Source organism: Pseudoduganella sp. R-34 (assembly GCF_049904655.1).
In the GTDB taxonomy this organism is placed as follows: domain Bacteria; phylum Pseudomonadota; class Gammaproteobacteria; order Burkholderiales; family Burkholderiaceae_D; genus Rugamonas.
Map to the genome: position 1 here is coordinate 12,460 of NZ_CP184573.1, position 16,516 is coordinate 28,975.

General features: G+C 54.8%; 19 protein-coding genes. 7 read left to right on the plus strand and 12 right to left on the minus strand.

From position 1 onward, the window contains the following. Positions 1-91: 91 nt before the first annotated feature. The 4 genes from ACN9MW_RS31165 to ACN9MW_RS31180 all read right to left on the minus strand — a co-directional run bounded on the left by ACN9MW_RS31165 (position 92) and on the right by ACN9MW_RS31180 (position 3,634). Positions 92-1,525, minus strand: coding sequence for a hypothetical protein (locus tag ACN9MW_RS31165; RefSeq protein ID WP_426172529.1), 1,434 nt, complete (start codon positions 1,523-1,525; stop codon positions 92-94). A gap of 214 nt (positions 1,526-1,739) precedes the next feature. Beyond that, positions 1,740-2,702: a DUF932 domain-containing protein gene (locus ACN9MW_RS31170; protein WP_426172531.1), complete on the minus strand. Its 963-nt coding sequence runs from the start codon at positions 2,700-2,702 to the stop codon at positions 1,740-1,742. A 2-nt stretch (positions 2,703-2,704) separates the two neighbouring features. Further along, on the minus strand, positions 2,705-3,148 hold the full coding sequence (locus tag ACN9MW_RS31175) for a hypothetical protein (RefSeq protein ID WP_426172532.1): 444 nt from the start codon (positions 3,146-3,148) through the stop codon (positions 2,705-2,707). A gap of 18 nt (positions 3,149-3,166) precedes the next feature. Beyond that, positions 3,167-3,634: a hypothetical protein gene (locus ACN9MW_RS31180; protein WP_426172533.1), complete on the minus strand. Its 468-nt coding sequence runs from the start codon at positions 3,632-3,634 to the stop codon at positions 3,167-3,169. 280 nt (positions 3,635-3,914) lie between these two features. Here ACN9MW_RS31180 and ACN9MW_RS31185 point away from each other — a divergent pair, with 280 nt between their 5' ends. Next, on the plus strand, positions 3,915-4,529 hold the full coding sequence (locus ACN9MW_RS31185; RefSeq protein ID WP_426172535.1) for a hypothetical protein: 615 nt from the start codon (positions 3,915-3,917) through the stop codon (positions 4,527-4,529). Positions 4,530-4,616: 87 nt separating this feature from the next. After that, on the plus strand, positions 4,617-5,057 hold the full coding sequence (locus ACN9MW_RS31190) for a hypothetical protein (RefSeq protein ID WP_426172536.1): 441 nt from the start codon (positions 4,617-4,619) through the stop codon (positions 5,055-5,057). Here ACN9MW_RS31190 and ACN9MW_RS31195 read toward each other — a convergent pair. The 5 genes from ACN9MW_RS31195 to ACN9MW_RS31215 form a co-directional block, all read right to left on the minus strand. Continuing rightward, positions 5,054-5,683: a DUF4400 domain-containing protein gene (locus ACN9MW_RS31195; protein WP_426172538.1), complete on the minus strand. Its 630-nt coding sequence runs from the start codon at positions 5,681-5,683 to the stop codon at positions 5,054-5,056. The genes ACN9MW_RS31190 and ACN9MW_RS31195 overlap by 4 nt on opposite strands. Continuing rightward, on the minus strand, positions 5,683-6,201 hold the full coding sequence (locus ACN9MW_RS31200) for a hypothetical protein (protein ID WP_426172540.1): 519 nt from the start codon (positions 6,199-6,201) through the stop codon (positions 5,683-5,685). The genes ACN9MW_RS31195 and ACN9MW_RS31200 overlap by 1 nt, the downstream gene beginning before the upstream one ends. A gap of 87 nt (positions 6,202-6,288) precedes the next feature. Beyond that, positions 6,289-8,130 carry a conjugative transfer system coupling protein TraD gene (gene traD, locus ACN9MW_RS31205; protein WP_426172542.1) on the minus strand — a complete coding sequence of 614 codons (1,842 nt, stop codon included), beginning with the start codon at positions 8,128-8,130 and terminating at the stop codon, positions 6,289-6,291. Beyond that, the gene (locus ACN9MW_RS31210) at positions 8,127-9,269 is read right to left on the minus strand and encodes a TraI domain-containing protein (RefSeq protein WP_426172543.1); all 1,143 of its coding nucleotides are present in this window, start codon (positions 9,267-9,269) and stop codon (positions 8,127-8,129) included. The genes traD and ACN9MW_RS31210 overlap by 4 nt, the downstream gene beginning before the upstream one ends. A 198-nt stretch (positions 9,270-9,467) precedes the next feature. Further along, a complete protein-coding gene (locus ACN9MW_RS31215; protein ID WP_426172544.1) occupies positions 9,468-10,319 on the minus strand; it encodes an autoinducer binding domain-containing protein in 852 nt (283 codons plus the stop codon). A 435-nt stretch (positions 10,320-10,754) separates the two neighbouring features. Here ACN9MW_RS31215 and ACN9MW_RS31220 point away from each other — a divergent pair, with 435 nt between their 5' ends. The 5 genes from ACN9MW_RS31220 (at position 10,755) to ACN9MW_RS31240 (ending at position 14,025) form a co-directional block, all read left to right on the plus strand. Further along, positions 10,755-11,846, plus strand: a complete 1,092-nt coding sequence (locus ACN9MW_RS31220) for a hypothetical protein (protein ID WP_426172546.1) — start codon at positions 10,755-10,757, stop codon at positions 11,844-11,846. 22 nt (positions 11,847-11,868) lie between these two features. Further along, a complete protein-coding gene (locus tag ACN9MW_RS31225; protein WP_426172548.1) occupies positions 11,869-12,594 on the plus strand; it encodes a hypothetical protein in 726 nt (241 codons plus the stop codon). Between the two features lie 13 nt (positions 12,595-12,607). Then, entirely contained in the window at positions 12,608-13,156 is a 549-nt protein-coding gene (locus ACN9MW_RS31230; RefSeq protein ID WP_426172550.1) for a FlhC family transcriptional regulator, read from the plus strand. Beyond that, positions 13,153-13,497 carry a hypothetical protein gene (locus ACN9MW_RS31235; RefSeq protein WP_426172552.1) on the plus strand — a complete coding sequence of 115 codons (345 nt, stop codon included), beginning with the start codon at positions 13,153-13,155 and terminating at the stop codon, positions 13,495-13,497. Before ACN9MW_RS31230 ends, ACN9MW_RS31235 begins: the two co-directional genes overlap by 4 nt. A 210-nt stretch (positions 13,498-13,707) precedes the next feature. Further along, a complete protein-coding gene (locus tag ACN9MW_RS31240) occupies positions 13,708-14,025 on the plus strand; it encodes a hypothetical protein (protein ID WP_426172553.1) in 318 nt (105 codons plus the stop codon). Positions 14,026-14,558: 533 nt separating this feature from the next. Here ACN9MW_RS31240 and ACN9MW_RS31245 read toward each other — a convergent pair. The 3 genes from ACN9MW_RS31245 to ACN9MW_RS31255 form a co-directional block, all read right to left on the minus strand. After that, positions 14,559-14,846: a hypothetical protein gene (locus tag ACN9MW_RS31245; protein WP_426172555.1), complete on the minus strand. Its 288-nt coding sequence runs from the start codon at positions 14,844-14,846 to the stop codon at positions 14,559-14,561. Positions 14,847-14,998: 152 nt separating this feature from the next. Then, positions 14,999-15,841, minus strand: coding sequence for a hypothetical protein (locus ACN9MW_RS31250; protein WP_426172556.1), 843 nt, complete (start codon positions 15,839-15,841; stop codon positions 14,999-15,001). Positions 15,842-16,001: 160 nt separating this feature from the next. After that, entirely contained in the window at positions 16,002-16,502 is a 501-nt protein-coding gene (locus tag ACN9MW_RS31255) for a glycine zipper 2TM domain-containing protein (RefSeq protein ID WP_426172558.1), read from the minus strand. Positions 16,503-16,516: the final 14 nt, after the last annotated feature.

The window sequence follows — 16,516 nt, forward strand, 5'->3', positions numbered from 1 at the left end:
CTTTTGCCGGAGGCCGGCGATGATGAAAGGTGTCGCACAAGGGCTTTCGCATCAAGGATGTGAAAGCCCCTCAATGAGGGACTGACAGCGATTAAGCTGATTGAGATGCCTGGGCAAGTTGCAAGCGGATTTCTGCTGCAGCCACTCCAGGGCCAAAGTCTTGCAGTTCGTCGAGGTGTTGGCGAAGTGCCAGCAGACAGTCTACTTTGCTGGTAAAGCCGCGGCCATATTTTGCAGCCGCATAATTGAGGAAGTCTGGTTGGGGAATACCAAGATCATGGACCTGGTTCGAGATCTGGATCAGGTGGCCGGCGCAAACGTTGCCGACCCTCGACAGATCGCATAGCAGTTTCACGCCGCTTAGAATTTTGGCTTCGGTATCGATCCAGTCCAAACCCAACTTCAGATCAAGGTAGCAGCCGACATCCTCTTCGTCCAACTCCATGAGTTCCATTGCCTGTTGGAGCTGATCGTGCGGATCGAGGCTGGCGTTGATTTGGACAACTCCAGGTAGTTGACGTGGGGATTCGGCGTTGGTCGTGCCAGGCAGAACCTGCGCCTCTGGCATTCCCTTTGGCGGGGAGAGCCAGGCTACCGGTGTCGTTGCCAAGCCCAATTGCGGGGAGACACCCTTCGTCAACAAAGTACCGATGTCGATGTCAGCTTGCAGCTTCGGAACCCACTGGAGTCCGACCTGTTTCTTGCCGTGCTCGTCAAAGAATGTACGCTGTTCGAGTAACTTCGTTATGTAGAAGATGAACGCACCGGGCTTGTTTGGATTGGACTTTGGCAAGTAGCCAAAAGCTCGATGAATTCTCTCCAAGTCAGCCCAGATCGTTTCCGCCGCATATTCCGATGTGGTCTCCATCGCGAGGAGGCCCGTCGTGGGGATCCCAGGAATGTAGAAGTGCAGCCGGCCGCGAAAGCGACATTGACCTTGAAGGTACTCATTGCAGCTACCAGGGTCGCATTTGCCGCGGATTACATGTTCTCGGCGCGGTGCCCGCTTGTGTCGCTTGGCTTTTTGCTCGGCCAACTGCTCCGATGTCACCGCCGGCAGATAGCGGCAATACCGTTCACCGTCTTCCCCGTAATGCGATTCGTACCCAGGATCACCGCCGAATCGCTTGAGGCGGTTCGGGTAGATGTCGTGCAGGTCGTCGGAATGGAAAACGACAGGAAAGCGGTAAAGCTGCTTCACGTCGGACTGTTCCGGGCGAATATCACCGTACATTTCTACGATCTTTGTCGCGATCTCTGGCATGCCGAAGTCGGATGCAGAAACATTGAAGAAGGCCGTATTTCGGGGATACATCGGATGTTCGATTCCGGTCGCATCCTGAATCTGCTTCTCGATTTCGCTGTACTTTAACCGGCGAGCAACGCCGTCGGAATAGAGCTGTACTGCTCTCGCATTCGCCTCTGCTTTGCGGGTCAGTACTTTGATGCCAGGGCGGATTTTTCCGCCAAGTGTGACTTGGTGATCTGCCTGCGCGGTGCGGGCGGATAAGATTGATATTTTCATGATTGCGGCTCCCTTGTCGGCGTTCGCCTTGGGTTCAATCGCCGGCGGCTGCCGGCGAATCTTCGTTTTGCCTTGTACAAGGCGCGTGTGAAGACCGCGTGCTCGGAAACAGCGCAGGTATTTTGAGTACCGGGGCAGTTGGGGCGAGACTTTCTCATGCGCATGCATAAGAAAACCCCGGGGGATTTTCTGGCTGCCTTTTCTCAGCCTATTGTTAAACCTCGGCGAGGATGTTGACTGCAATTTCTTTGAGGTTGGCACCTTCACCGAGCCAGGCTCGGGCCAGGCGGCTGTCCTGGTTCTTTGCCCTGACATGGAAGTCGGTGTATTCGGTAATCGCGTTGACGATACCCCATCCAGTTCCAGCCACGCCATCGAGACGGGATCCCTTGCCTACGCCATTAAAAAGCTGCATCACCGTGCGGAAGCCTTTGGTCTCGCGAATCGAGCCCTTTGCTCCGCCTTGAGCGAAGATCTCTTCAATGAGGCGTTCGGATTGGGCGCCGCTGACGGAAACGTTTGCGAAGCCTTTCATCTTCATGAGGAATTCGTCAAACACTTCGCCGGCATTCAGGCCCAGGTTGGCTTGAACAGTCTTGGCACAGAACTTCCTGCTGTGGTGAACCTTCACCAAGTTCGAATGCATGCCAGCGCGCGCAGAGAGCTGCAGCGTGTTATTGCACACAGTTCGAACGGAGGTGAAGTAGGACTTGGTTGCCAGGCCCTTGTCGCAGCTGGTGATGATGAGCAAGTACATGCGCACCGGGTCACGCTCTACCACTTCAGCGTCAAAGCCTGTTCGGGCGAGGGCCCAGATCTTCCGGCCGCCCTGCAGCGTGCCGGCGGTTTCGATCTTGAAGCCATTTTCGTTGACCAGGTTGTTGAAGAAATCGAGGCATTCCCGCGGTTGAACGATGTGGTAACTGTTCGAAACGATCGACAGCGGTTCGTTGGTATCGCTACGGTACAGCACCTCTTGCGCTTTCCACTGGTGCATTCTCCCGTTCATGAACTGGACGGGAGAACGCTCGATGCTCCAATCCATCCCTGCGGCTACACACCACTGATCGATCGATGCATCTTCCTGCAGTTGCTGGCCCAGGCCATGCCAAGGTGTTTGTCCGACGAAGGCCATTTCGGCCTGGCCGGACGTCCGGATCGTGAGTTCGTGCGCCATGCTTACTGCACCTTATGAGGGAACAGGATCATCGCGTGGCGAGCCACTTCTTTCTGGTTGCGGAGAACTTCCACAGGATACTTCTCGGCCACTTTCGCCAAGAAAATCGCCAGTGCATCGTCCTGGTTGAAGCCCTTCTTGCCTTTGATGACTTCTGGGACCGTGGTGTAGGGCTGCAGTTGCGCTTCCTCGAGGAAGTACACATCCGACTTGCCCTCGCGGGTGCCCACCAACAGGCGGACCTCGGTGGCGCCGGAAACCGCGCGCGCAATGGCGATTGGCTTCTTCATGTCGACCACGGTGAGATCTTCTGCCAGCTTGCGAGCCTTGAATGCCTTTGCTGCTTTCGGTGCTACTGGGGCCACTTCGTTCACACCTGGTTCATCGAAATCGAAGAACGAAGGAGGGATGTCGACGTGTTGTTCAATGATGGATTGATTGTTCATTTTCGTATCCTGAATTGATTAGTGAGAGAGCTTGATTGCCACGGAGCGTGGCGTGCAAATTGCGCGAATGAGCTTGAGCAGAATGGGTTTTCGCTTAGCATGCTGATTGGATTCAACACAGTAGTCGATCAGGTTGTGCTGGTCGTCAGTGATGAACATCCCGAAGACGAAAGGGCCGCCCGAGGTTGTCACGGTCTCGAACTGGTACACCCGGCATTCGCTGGAGTTGAACCGATCGGAGAACCGAGAGAAGGCCGTGGCCAGGAACTGCGGGTAGGCAAAAAGGCCCATCGCAGTCTTCATATCCAGCCGTTGAAGTTCGCCTTCCTGGTAGACCGCCCCGAGACCATCTTGCGTGCAACTGCGCGCGCGGATGAACTTGGAGATTTGCCCGGGCTTTTCGACGTCGCCCAGCGTGATTTCAGTGAGGGATTTTTCGAATAGTCGGTGCCCGACAGGCGGGCACGTGAGTACGAGTGAGTGCATGCCAGTTCCTTGCCGCGTAGCGGCTGTTAAAAACAGGCAGGACCGTTCAGGCGGCCACGTCAGTGAAAGTCACTGAAGAGGCGGGAATAAATGGAAGCGCGAAGGCTAATTGGGAACATCGAGGAATGCCGCAGGTGCGACAACTGAACTCTACCGAAAATCGAGCAGCTTGCCAACCATTTTATAGCCCGGCTTGCCATACACTTGCTTGGCGTTATATTCGGCCAAAGTGCATACTACCGTGCTGTGCGCTTCATTGATCAATCGCCCTACCAAGCCCATGAATACGAAGAAAGTTAAAAAGGCCACCTACGACGATGTCGGCATGTTGGCGACAAAAGTTCGGCAGCTCACACCGGCTGGAAAGCAGTCGCTCTCGACAGAAATGATCGTCTCGGCAAGCGAGCAGACGGGCTATACGGTGTCCGCCCAGTTAGTTTCGGCAATTCGCCGCGAGGTGAAGCGGCAGAAAGCCGCGTATGTAGTGGAACTCTCGACATCGCTCGCCTACATGCTGCGAAAAAATCCCTCTCTTCCCAAGGTGAAAGAAGCGCTGGTAAAACAGGGGATCCGGCTGAGCGACGTTGAGGCGAGGGAGCTCCACAAACTGCTGAAGGCGAATCCGGCCCTGCAGCAAGAGGAGGATTCAACGCGCATCACAGTCACCCTCTCCTCCTCCGTCGATTCAGATATTTTGAACCAGCTGATGGCGGCTACAGGGCTGAACGCCACCCAGAGCATCTGCTTGGCATTGCGCGCCTTCGTCCAGAGCTATTCGCTCTACAACGTAAATCTTCTCGACCTGGTTCGTTCCGCACACCAAATGGGGGACCTCGAGCTGGCACCTCATTTGAAGCTGCTGGAGCAGTTCAACCTTCGCGGTGCGATTCGCTGAAATTCAGGATTGGAACACGTTACCTCTCACATCGGATTGCGCGGATCGGTGGCAAATAATACGTATTTTTCACTCGAGGGAGCTCCGATGGCCAAACATAAAGTAATTCGTGCCCTGCAGTACTTGAACGACCACCATATGGCGCGGATCATCGTTCTAGCCGGTCCTGGCGTCGTGCTCAACAAGCTAACCCAATCGATTGGGGCTCCGCAGTCCGTGCAGCTGGTATCGTCGCTGATTCTGGGGATTGGGATTGTGTTGTACGTTGCATGGAACTTCTTCTACAAGCGCGCTGTTGGCGTGGAAGAAGTCAGTGAGGTTGACAGCGAGACCAGCCACGTTGAAGGTGAAGCGGTTCATATTCCCGGCCAGGTACATGTGGCGCTAATGCGCGAGCTGATTGAGATGTGCGGTGGCGATGCTGCAAAGGCCCTGCAACTGGTTGAAACCGAAGTCCGCGTGAATCCGAACGTTTCCTATTTGGCGGCGATTGAGTTGGCTCATCGCCGCCTAGAATTATCCGCTTAAGCGCCAGTCTGGAAGTTGGCGGCCGTCACCCACATTGCAGCGGCCATTGCGAGGATGATACCGAACAACGCAATGGCCGACAGCGTGACCGGAGCCAGAGGTAGGAAGAAGAACAATCCCAGCGCCATGGTTGCGATGTGCGCGGAAGAGTAGAAGAACACCGCATTCGAAGTCTCAAACAGATACTTTTTCTTTGCCCTCACCGCGAGTCCGTCGACCACCGCCGGCACGCACAGCGCGATGACCGGCACCACAAAGATCCACAGCAGCGCATTCCATCGCCAGATCATTTTGTAGACCATCAGCCAAACACCGCGGATCCACTTGGCAGCGAATGTGCCTTGAACCTTGCCCGCCGGCCCGGACACTTTGGGAGCGAAAAAGGACTCAGTCGTTCCCATAAATCCGGTCGCAATAAACATCGAGGAGAACGTATTGCTGGTCTTCTCCTGAAGCTGCCCCACGTCCACGTTGAAGGCCTGAACCATCTGCACTTCTTTTGGGTCGATGTCCTGCTCCGGTAATACCATGGGGAGCAGGATCAGCGACAGTAGCGGCAGGAATAGCACCCAGAACAGAAAGTGTCCGAAGTGACTATTGCTGACGCTGGAAGGATGGATAGCCATTAGCCAACTACCTTGTGTTCGCCCAGCAGCTCGGCCAGCGAATCGTTGTCCAGCATCTCCGACGGAATAATTTTGATCATCATAAAGGCGCTGGCGATCTCATTCGAGATTCTCGACGCTTCCCAGGTGCAGGTGACCTTAGCATCGTCTGGAAATTTCGCCAGAAACTCGTCGGCGCCGCAGACAAACTGCATCCAGCCGTGATCGCCTTTCGGTGTCTCGACTACAAGACGCTGGGAGAAGATTTCGACGCTGTACGAGATCAACGACTGCGCGAACGCACGAACTGCTGCCGTGTCGCCCTCCTCGTCCATAGCCTTTTTGTACTTTATGAAGGCGTCTTTCAAGCATTGCTGCACAAGCGACTTGCCTGCCTGAGTAACCGCGTAAGGGCCCGCGTAGCCAGCGAACTTGCAGGCCATCTCTTCCAGCAGCGGATGGACTACCCAAACCACTTTTGCTTGCGCCAACAGGCCTGCTGCTTTAATGGCGTCGACTAGAATTTTCTTATCGTTCATATATGAGGTCTTCGATTGGTGGAGCTTGATTCTTCATCCGCATATCTTTTAACACGATATACCAATGCCAACGTTGTTTCAATTCATTTAATTTAATAGCGGCAGCCTGCCCTTGTACAAAGTGCTGCCGGCGAGGAATGCAAAGAACTGCAATCCAGGTAATCGGGTCAGTAAGTGTGGTGAAACAAATGGTATGTCCTTCTCCTGCATCGACGTGGACGTAGACCCTCTGAATTCCGTGACGCTCTTAGAGGATTCTGACCCTGTTGTGTGCGACACGTTAATGCTGCGTGCGGAGGTTTCGCCAAACGATTCGGCAATCCAGTTTGCCGTATCCATATCTTTGACACGAAGGCAAATAACGTTGTTGAGGTTGCCAAGCGCCTGGTTCGTTTTCGCGCGTGAGCCAAACACTGCGTCGAAGTCTGAAATTGTTTGCGTCGCAATCATTGCGTTGAAGCCGGCGCCACCGCCCTTGTTCAGAATCTGGATTGTTTGCTCGTTCACTACCTCCGCGGCCTCGTCGATCATCAGGTAGATGGATTTCTTTTGGCCGAAATTATAGATGCGACCGGCTACAGATGCGATGTCAGCAAGAAGAATCGAACCGATCGCAGAGCCAATGATTTTGTTCGACAAAGAGTCTAGGCCGACGTACAGGACGGCGCCTTCTTCGATGATCTTGTTGGTGTCGTAGATTGGGCGCGTGTCAGTGAGATCGAGCGGATCCGGTGACAACATGGCGCCGATCTCATCAGAGCCCAGCATCTCCAGAATTGGCTCGAGCACCTGGATCATCTTCGAGTAGTGTTCCTTGGAATGGTTCACCATCGCGATGAGCGACTCCACCGCTTCGTCGCGCAAGTGCATGTCTTCGTATTTCTTGATCATGCAGCGCAGGCGTTCCGACTTCACCGCTGGTACTTTGCCCTTCTCTGGTTCGACTTTGAACGACATAAGGTTGGCGTCCCACTTCGCTCCTTCCAGCGCATACAGCTGCTTCTGTATGAGACGTTCCAGCAGCGGCTCAACGCCGTTCTGCACGTACTCTTTCGCAGTGCGGATGTTCGGCATAGAGCCGTCCGCCACCTGGGCGCGCATGATCCGGAACAGCGTCTTCCAGGCAAACGCAGCGAAGGTGCCTTCGGCATCGATCAACTGGCCGATGCGGGTGGCTGGCTCGGACGTCGTGTTCCAGTTTGCGAGCGGGTTGATACGAATCGACTTCGACGGGTGTGCAGGATGGAAGTAGAGGAACTTTCGACCCGCTCGTTTGCATTCTGCACGCACACGGTTTTCCCAGTCCTTATCGCCTTTCGGATCGATGATGATGAGAATATCGCCTTTGTGTACGACCTGACTGGATATCAGCTCGTACAGGCGCGTCTTGCCCGCCCTAGTGGTGCCAGCGATCAGGGTGTGACCTACCAACGCTTCGATCGGCAGGCCAAGTTCATATTCGTCCGGATTGAGGCCATGGATCCACGGTACGCCGATTGCATCCTCCTTCAGCGGGACGAAGTCAGGCGGTTGGATTGCCTTCAATAAGGGTTTGGGCAGCCAGCTGGGAGGGCCTTCGATTTCGTCGACGTCGCGCTTGACCAGGTTCGTCGCCAGCTCGGCGTGCTTCTGCGTCCACTTGAAGCCCTTCCCAAGCCAAAGCCGATTTTTCTTCCAATGCTCGCGCGAGACCGCAATCGCGGTTGCGATCGGGATCTTCTCCACGCGAAGCGCAGAAATGGATGCTCTGAAGCGGTACAAATCGAATGCTTGCTTGCCACGATAGTAGGCGAGCCCGAGGGCGCCGACAGACAGTACTGGCCACAGCGGCGCCTGCAGGGCGGCCATGGCCAGGCCGGAGGCGCCCCAGGTGAGCGATGCCGGTGCTTCGTGCGCCGGCCGGAACATGTCTTGGTAGGTGCGGGTCATTGAGGCACGCTGTCAAAGAAGAGAGGCGCGAGGCCAGGCTGCAAAATGATGCCTCGACTGTCTTCGGTTCGGTCCACAATTAGCTCAGCATCTTGGAGCATCTTGCGCACGATTGCGCCATTAACACCGAACTTGCCAAGGATGTTGATGGGCAGTTCAATGCCACGTTCATTCTTTGTGATGTGCTGTTTGAGGTCATCGAACTTGTCGTGCGCCTTCACGGCTTTGAACCATTCCACGAGAGCCGGGTGTGCTTTGTCGAGCATCTGGTTTGCGCTTTCCGCGCTGGTGCCGATGTTGGTTTCAGACCCATGCGCTTGGCCTTCGGCGCCCACAGGTGCTAGTGCCGTCACCGGCGCGCCTGGCGCGGGTTGTGCAGTCGGGATGGCACTTACGGTTGGCCCGGTCGTTGCCGGTCGTTGCATTCCATGGCTGGAACCGAGGTAGGTCTTGCGATCGAGGTCCTGCTGGTGCTCGATCACCCTGGTCACGGTTAGCCGAACCACACGGCTTAAAGTCGACTCAAGACCATTCGATGCCAGCTGCGGAGCGATCGAGCCGAATATCATGAGCGAAACGCGGAGGTCGAAGTTGTTCAGCAACCCGGCAGGTATGAATCGCGCGGCAATGGCGGCGGCCTCAGGGCTGGTCAATGGCGCTGCGGTGGTGCGCCATTCGATTGTGGAGTCCGGATTGTAGGTCAGCCACTTCTGCAGTGTGACCGGCGTCACCAACGGGTGGTAATCGCTATTGCCGTCACTGGAGCGAACACTTACGTTTTGCGCGACCATGGCCACTGCCGTTGAAAGCGAAGCTGCAAATGCAGCAAAGTGGCACTGTGGTTCGAGCACGCGACGTTCTTCCGACTTAGCCTCTGGACTGAAAACCTGCGTGCTGGCGAGTTGTAAGGCAACCCTCGCGCATACCAGGCCGAAATCCAGGGCGCCGTTCTCAGAAGCGAAGACCTCCGGCGATAGCGGCAAGCGCTGAACGTTTTCGGCGAATGCCGTCAGCAGCGGCATGAAGAATGCGCTCCAAATTTCGGGGCGCGCTCCAGATGCCTGCTTAATCAGATCGACTTTTTCATCCGCGAGCGAAAGAAGCATCTCTGCGGGGGTAGGGATGAGAACTTTTTGCATTCTCGAATTATGGCGACGGCTTGTCCATGACTCTCCGCCGAGTTCAAACGAGATTGCAGAACCTTTTGTCTTGCCAGAAACATTAGTTAGCGCTATTGCAGTGTCACTGATGTTCAGGCCTGCTTAGCCCTAAGTCTTTGAACTAACTGGTGAAATTTATATCCTTCATCTGGCTTTTGTGCGCTGAATCCGCGCGAATTAGGGGAATGCGTTAAATTGGGAGCCGAACCGGATGACGGAGGTTCCCAAAATATCGGCATCCATGCAAAGGTTCGCTGCGGTCAACAGCCCCATCCGATATGCCAGGACGGCCGTCGCGAGGATGCTTCTTTTTTCGAATTTCTCGCAGAGTGTTCGTTGCATATGGCGGGTGGCGTAAACGGTAAGGTCCAAGATATCGGCGATCTCCCCGGCCGTTTTCCCATCCAGCACCCACTGAAGACACTGGGTTTCGGTTGGGGTGATCTCGAGCAATGATTGCGGCATGTGCTTAGGAACAAGACACCCTGTCATCGACATCGCCAGATAATCTGCCAGGACGCGAATGTTGTATTGCGTTTCGGTCGAAGGGAACTCGTCTCCTTCTGCAAGGCCAACAAAGGAGGTAGTGCCTGCAAGTCCAGGTATAGCTTCGAGCCATACGAACTTGTGCCCGTGCTCTTGCGCCTCACGAACGAAATCCTCCTTTCGCCAATGCGGTGAATCGTCTTCGAACAGGCCTGGCGTGCGCTTTCCTAACGCGGATTTAGCTCCCAGTTTCAGAGTTTCGACTGCGCTAAATCGAGACCTCCAATCTGGCTGGAAATTTGCGAAGTAGCAGAAATCGGGTCTTGCAATTGAGTTGGGAAATTCGAGACCGTACGCCACCTTTGTGTAACCAAGTTCGGCAGCCAGGTCCACAAACTTGGCGAACATTTCGAACTCGCTTTTTTGCTGGAGGCCGTATAAGCATCGAGATCGCCACTCGCCTATCCCGGCGAATTGCTTGTTTTTTTCGCTAGGCACGGATGCTTCCTCTATGAATTGTTCAATTTTTTCGGCACTTATCATAGAACCAAATCATCGTCTACTCAAACTTTAGAGTTGCCGGACGGAAAATTGCAGCGTAAAGTTATCAAAAGGTAAGGTTAGTTGATTTGGTTGCATTGACATCTAGGAACTATCCATTGCATTCCAAGCATCTGGATAGTGATTGGTCGCGGACCATCTTAGCGCGTATCCGTGACTATTGTCACGGAACACCGCGTTTTGGATTGTTCTGAGCGTTCGCTCCCGCTTCGCATTCCTCGACGTTTGATGACCGATTCTCCGTAGAGAATTCGGTCTTTTCACCTATTCACGCACTTCCTGATGCGGTCCTGGCCGAAGCGACTTTGCGCGCTGTCGGAGATCGGCTTGACAGCAAATTGCTCAACTTGCGGCGGAGAATTCGCATGTGACAATTTGAATCCGCTTGAAATTTATTGATTTTTTGCAGGATTTCCATTGGGCAAATCGCGCATACTTTTTTGCGAGATTAGCATTTTTGTTGATAAAGGCATAACTATGATGCATGCGCTTCAAACGACCAGTTTCCCGTTTCAGTCCTTTCCGAAGCCTTCGCTCGAAGGGCTGAACCTCACGCCGGAGCAGCAAGGGGAGCTCCAGTTCCTGATTTCTGAATTCCGTTCGTCGCAAAACCGGCTCGCCAACGAATTTGTGATCATGAGCGCCAAACTGGCGATGATGAAGGGCATCCTTGGCGACAAGTTCATGCCCTTCGTTGAACGCGAGTTCCAGCTTTCGGCGCGAAGCGTTAAGCGCTACCTGCAACTGCACGAGGTGATGGTCAAGCGCCTGTCCACCGACGGTCGTATCGACGTTGAGGAAGTCAAGCAGTTCACCCAAGGTGCGCTGCGTATGTTGGCGCCGGAGACTGACGAAGACATCATTAATGAAGTGCGAAGCATCGCGCAGGCGGGGAAGCCGGTCAACGAAGAAGTGATCAACCAGATTATTGCAGCCCGCAATACAGAGTACGAAGGCAGGCTCCAACTGGCTGAGTCGGAAGCCGCAGAAGCCGTCCGCAAATTGGAAGCCGAGCGCCAGCGAAGTCAGATCGACTATGCGCAAAGCAAAGAAAAGATGGACCGGCTCGAGGAAATCAATCGTCGCGCGCAGGCCCAAATCGCTGCGCTCGAGGAAGATATCCAAACCATGGAGAAGAAGGCCAACCAGGTAGTTGAGATTGACAAGGTCGTCCCTCCGGAAGGCTTTGCTACCATCGAAGAAGCCATCGCCGACGCAAAGGCCCGGCTGATCGAGGCGGAGGCGCGCCAGCGCGAAGCTGAAGGCCAGGCGGAGGCGGCGGAAAAGATTGCTGAAGGACTGCAACAGAAACTCACCTCATTCCACGAGGAGACTCGTGACTTCATCCGCGTCAAGGATATGGTCGAGGAGGTTATGAAATCCCTTCCACAAGCACAACTGCAATCGCTAGCCACCAAAGACCCGGCTGTGAAGAAGGCGTTGACCACCATGGGCGATGCGTTGCAACAGTTCGGAAAATCGTTGCTGACTACTGCGGCAGCTGCCTAAACCTAACGCCCCCTCTTCCACTATGATGCATACGTTCTCTCAAGAATTGCCTGAGTCCCAGTTGACCATGGACTTGGGGTTGTCGGTGCGCTCCAAGTTTGAGCACGCAAACCGCGCGGTCTTTGAAGCGGTGATGGTCCTGGCAGAATTTGACGACCCGATGGGCCCGTATCTGTTCGGTACCGACCGTGAGTCGCTTCGCCTCTTAGTACAGCACTCAAAGAACAAAAAGATGCCTGTCCTCACCACTGGCATCCCGATCTTTACGCTGCGCTTGGCCACCGCTGAATTCAAGTCCGTCATCGAGAACAATGCCGGCAGTGATGCTAGGGTAAAAAGCCTCCTGAACACTTTCGAAGGGCCAATTCCGTTGAGCTCGCTGACCGGAATGCCTGCTACGCAGGACGTGCCGGCGTCGCAGCTGACCTTGGACATGGGCCTATCGGTTCGTTCGAAGTTTGAACAAGCAAACCGAGCGGTGTTCGACGTGGTCACTGCCCTGGCTGAATACGATGACCCTATGGCCCCAAATCTGTTCGGCGCTGAACGTGAGACGCTGCGCCTTCTCGCCCGCCAGTCAAAAGGCAAAATGATGCCGATTCTGACTACTGGGATCCCAATTTTCAAGCTCCGCGTGAACGCATCGGACTTCTACTCGGGGGCCGAGGAAGTCGAAGGCAGTAGCGCCGGCGTGGCTGCCCTCCTGCGCAGCTTCAACTCGCAGATTCAACCGAGCGTTTTCGCTTAAACGGAACGTCAACATGACACACATAAGCAAAAGCTACGCGAACAAGCTTGCCATCGCCGGCGAGTTGGCGCGATTAGGTGCAAGAGCCGTCACCATCTCTTCCGTGGCGCGCACGAAGCCAGCAGACTCAAGGGCGAAATACCAGCAGCTGCAGGGCAAGCAATCGCGCTCAGGCCAAACCCCCACGGATCATCAGTGGTTCCTGTTCAACCAAGAACGCCGGCAGCACGGCGCCCTCCTTCTGCTCATATATCACAAGTATAGGGACTGGCTCGATTCCAACCCAGATGCGCACGGCTTGGCCTTCCTTCTGACGTACCGAGTGTATTTGGACGCCGTGAAAGTAGACTCGGCCGGCGCTGAAGCGCTCGTAAGCCTGGAGCGGTTTAATCTGCTCGTATCCAAGGGATTTCCACAGGGCTGGCGTGGGATTATCAAAGAAGGTCATACCAAGTTCTTCTCCGATAATGTCAAGGTCACGATCTGCAAGAAATGCCGTGTACACCATTTGGCAGAATGCCACTACGTGAACTACATCTGCCCTTCCTGCCAATCGAAATGAACATTGACACCGCCCAAATTGCGGATCCACACGGTGTAATCAATTCGCTCCAGGCGCGAATCCGGCAGCTGGAGGCGCAGGTGGACCGGGAACGAGCACACCACATTGAAGACGTCACGCTGATCATCGGCGAGGTCATTAAGAGCCTGCGCGCACACGGGATCATCCTCCTACACGTCGGGCGTCAGGGAATGGAGGTGCTCAATAACGAACTCGCGACCCGACCAATCCTGGGTGACCTGGTCGACCAGGTGTGGCCACTATCGCAAGCGCCGGTCTCCCCTTCGGTTAAGGATGCCCTGCGGGCAGCTTCGAACTTCGGTAACGATCGATGGATCTAAATGCCGGCGAAGTCCCATTGCTCTCCCACTTTACGACAAGAGTAGATTAGCGATGGCAGTCTATAGAATCCCGGCGGTTCCCGGGAAGTTCAAAAAAGGGCAGAGCGCTGAGCGAAAGAAGCTGGCTGGTGTTACCGAACGGATCAATGCGATCAAAGCCCGCCGCGCTGCGACCGCACAGGACAATAATGAGCAAGGAAAGGGGAAGCGGTGAGCAAGAAGATAGCCCAAGAAGTACTTAAACATCAGACTGGCGCCGTCAATGACTCGGTTGCCGAGGTCATTCGATTGGCCGGGTTGTCGGACATGGTTGCTCAGCTCAACGAGAAGGCAATTTCCGCTGCGCTCGAAGCGAGCATAACGGAAGAACGCTCCGCAACAAAGTTTCCAACTACGGTGCGTGTGCCACTCGACGTACACACCTTCTACCGCGTTTGGGGCGAGGCGATGGGAGTTTCGTCGCAGCAGATCGTCGAGACTGTTCTGCGAGGTTACTACGACAATCTATTAGCGAATCGAAACAGGTAAATCGAGAAGACCAGGTCATGTATGTCCCATCGATCGCCGAGATCGTCCGGATGAACGACGAGTACTTCCACGCAATGCGACCCGCTTGACGGGGCAATGATATGGTCAATATTTTGACATCGCGTCAGCAGTTCTTGCCGTCTTCTCCGCGGCAACGTTCCCCAAACAGGATGGCAAACTGATTGGCGGCCATCTTCCAGGTCCGCTGTGGTGTGGCATCTTCCAATCTTTTTCGATATTGCGCAAGGCCAGGTAAGGTCCCGCATATGGATGCGGGCCAATCCGCACCGCAGCTGATCTGGCAGCGTCTGTCAGATCAAGTTTGAGCTACTACAGGTAAGGCAACCTGCAAAGGCGTTCCATTGGCCACACCGCTGGTTTTGTCGAACTATGTTGTCCAGCGCTAGCAAGTCCTGATGTTGTGCAAATCGTTCGCCTTCTTGCGTAGTGGTCATAGAAATGAAAAAAGCGCCCAGGCCGGTTAACCGGCTGGGCGCTTCGTTTTTTGTTCGAGCAGTTTATGTAGCGCTCATTTAGAAGGTAAGGTCGCGTGCACGTGCAAGGTTCGGACTGCCCTTGAAGATATCTGGTGTCGGAAGGCCGTTCCCTTGGAAGAGAGATTCAAACTCGGGCTCTGTTTCGTTGTCTACTTCCTGCACGGTCTTTCCTTTACCACGCAGTTTGTCCCATGCTTTCTTGGCCACCCATTTGAGCATTGGCCACAGCACTTTAGTCAGCAGAAGTCCCCCAGTCACCAGGATCGCTGCAATCAGCAGGCCTGCAACAAAAGTAAAGAGGTCGCTGTTTTGGTTCTTCTTCATGATGAATGCTCCTGGTTGTTGTTGGCCAGATGGCCGGATTGATGAGTGTGTGCAGAACTGTTGCCGCGAAAGCGACTTACGGAAATTTGGCGTTCGGATCGTCCATTTGGGATGGGAGATCGGGAAGCACGCCCTAACGGGCGTGCGGAGTCTTACAGAATGTCGACTTTGTACTCGTTGCGAGTCCGGTCTTGTGGTTTGCCATTCACCATCACCTGAAAATGCCGCTTGCCAAGCTGATGGAGGCGAATTGCTTGGCCGATCTGGAGTTGGTGCGTGTCAACGAGTTCTGCGAGCTGCTCGCCGATGAATTCGCGGTCACCGATACGCGAGTGCCGGACTGTCATGAAGTACGTTTCAAAGTCAGGCTCGCCCTTGCGCCCAGGTCGCGTAGTTGTGCCAAACCCTACGATCTCTCCTTCATACGGTTGCCGCGACGGTGCTTTTGTCGCCTGCACGGAGGGTTGAGTGCGAGACACGTTCACTGCCGGCTGTGTGTGCCGAGGTTGCGGGACGGTCGACTTTGGTGCTGCCGCAGTTGTGATGGGCTTGATTTGCTCAGCGACTGACTTCTTTTCAAAGCCATGTCGATGAATCCATACAACAGCACTCTCGATGACAAAGGGAAGTGACATGCTGTTCGCATCCTCGCGAGTGAAAATGACTTCTTTGAGGAAGCCGTTCACACGAGTAGTTGCCTTGATCTGACCGGCGGTTCGGTACTCGTAGAAGCAAACCTTATTTCCTCGAATAGATTCGCTATGGACGCGATTCGCGGCTTCGAAACGTTGATTGTGAATCACCTTCGGTTCAGGCGCCGCAGGCAGCGGAGCTGCTTTTGGCGTAGCGTTCGGCTTGACCTGCGGTTCCTTAGGTCGATTGAGAAAGGACTGCGCCAAATTCCCTCCCTGTGCGAGGGCGAGATATGGCAGCGTGATGAGGAATGCGCCGAACTTGGTCATTCCAGATTGGTGGGGCTGATTGTTTGCGTTCATGATCTCTCCTGGTTCGTGCCGGGTGCCGGCGATGAAAAATGAGAGGAGCGCAGAGCTTACCGATTGCGCCAATGGGTAAGCGGGGACAACGAACGACCAGCGCACCCTTTCGGGATGCGACTGGTCGTCGTTAGGTGATCCGCCGGCAATGACCGGTGGATCAGCGTGGATTTACCGAAACCGATACCGTCACGCGCAGCTCGGTGTTGCCACCTTCGCTGGGATCGTATGGCAGCATGCTTTGGTATTTACGACCGCCGAATTCGTAGGTCACCAAGTAACCGACTGTGCGCGGCACAATGGTGGACACCAGACGGCAGCTTTGTTGTTGGACAGAAGCGATGTTTGGCTGGCGATTGTCGATGCGGTCGCCGGCAACGGCGCCGATGATGGCGCCTACAGCGGTTGCGGCCAGACGACCGTTACCGTTGCCTGCATGGCTACCGACAACAGCACCAGTGATGCCGCCGAGGATCGAGCCGGCAGTGCTACGGTCCTGTTCAACTTGGCCAACAAAGCCGGTTGGGCTGCAGACCTGTTGTTGCTGGATTTGTTCGCCCTGGACAGGGTTAACTTTGGTGATAGTTGCGATGTCAGCCATAGCTGCGGTGGACATCATCATCATGATTGCTGCGAACACGGTTGCGATGGACTTCTTCATTTTTTGATCTCCTG

Coding starts and splice junctions, on each gene's coding strand:
- ACN9MW_RS31165 (WP_426172529.1), bottom strand. CDS start 1,525: ATGAAAATATCAATCTTATCCGCCCGCACCGCGCAGGCAGATCACCAA.
- ACN9MW_RS31170 (WP_426172531.1), bottom strand. CDS start 2,702: ATGGCGCACGAACTCACGATCCGGACGTCCGGCCAGGCCGAAATGGCC.
- ACN9MW_RS31175 (WP_426172532.1), bottom strand. CDS start 3,148: ATGAACAATCAATCCATCATTGAACAACACGTCGACATCCCTCCTTCG.
- ACN9MW_RS31180 (WP_426172533.1), bottom strand. CDS start 3,634: ATGCACTCACTCGTACTCACGTGCCCGCCTGTCGGGCACCGACTATTC.
- ACN9MW_RS31185 (WP_426172535.1), top strand. CDS start 3,915: ATGAATACGAAGAAAGTTAAAAAGGCCACCTACGACGATGTCGGCATG.
- ACN9MW_RS31190 (WP_426172536.1), top strand. CDS start 4,617: ATGGCCAAACATAAAGTAATTCGTGCCCTGCAGTACTTGAACGACCAC.
- ACN9MW_RS31195 (WP_426172538.1), bottom strand. CDS start 5,683: ATGGCTATCCATCCTTCCAGCGTCAGCAATAGTCACTTCGGACACTTT.
- ACN9MW_RS31200 (WP_426172540.1), bottom strand. CDS start 6,201: ATGAACGATAAGAAAATTCTAGTCGACGCCATTAAAGCAGCAGGCCTG.
- traD (WP_426172542.1), bottom strand. CDS start 8,130: ATGACCCGCACCTACCAAGACATGTTCCGGCCGGCGCACGAAGCACCG.
- ACN9MW_RS31210 (WP_426172543.1), bottom strand. CDS start 9,269: ATGCAAAAAGTTCTCATCCCTACCCCCGCAGAGATGCTTCTTTCGCTC.
- ACN9MW_RS31215 (WP_426172544.1), bottom strand. CDS start 10,319: ATGATAAGTGCCGAAAAAATTGAACAATTCATAGAGGAAGCATCCGTG.
- ACN9MW_RS31225 (WP_426172548.1), top strand. CDS start 11,869: ATGATGCATACGTTCTCTCAAGAATTGCCTGAGTCCCAGTTGACCATG.
- ACN9MW_RS31230 (WP_426172550.1), top strand. CDS start 12,608: ATGACACACATAAGCAAAAGCTACGCGAACAAGCTTGCCATCGCCGGC.
- ACN9MW_RS31235 (WP_426172552.1), top strand. CDS start 13,153: ATGAACATTGACACCGCCCAAATTGCGGATCCACACGGTGTAATCAAT.
- ACN9MW_RS31245 (WP_426172555.1), bottom strand. CDS start 14,846: ATGAAGAAGAACCAAAACAGCGACCTCTTTACTTTTGTTGCAGGCCTG.
- ACN9MW_RS31250 (WP_426172556.1), bottom strand. CDS start 15,841: ATGAACGCAAACAATCAGCCCCACCAATCTGGAATGACCAAGTTCGGC.
- ACN9MW_RS31255 (WP_426172558.1), bottom strand. CDS start 16,502: ATGAAGAAGTCCATCGCAACCGTGTTCGCAGCAATCATGATGATGATG.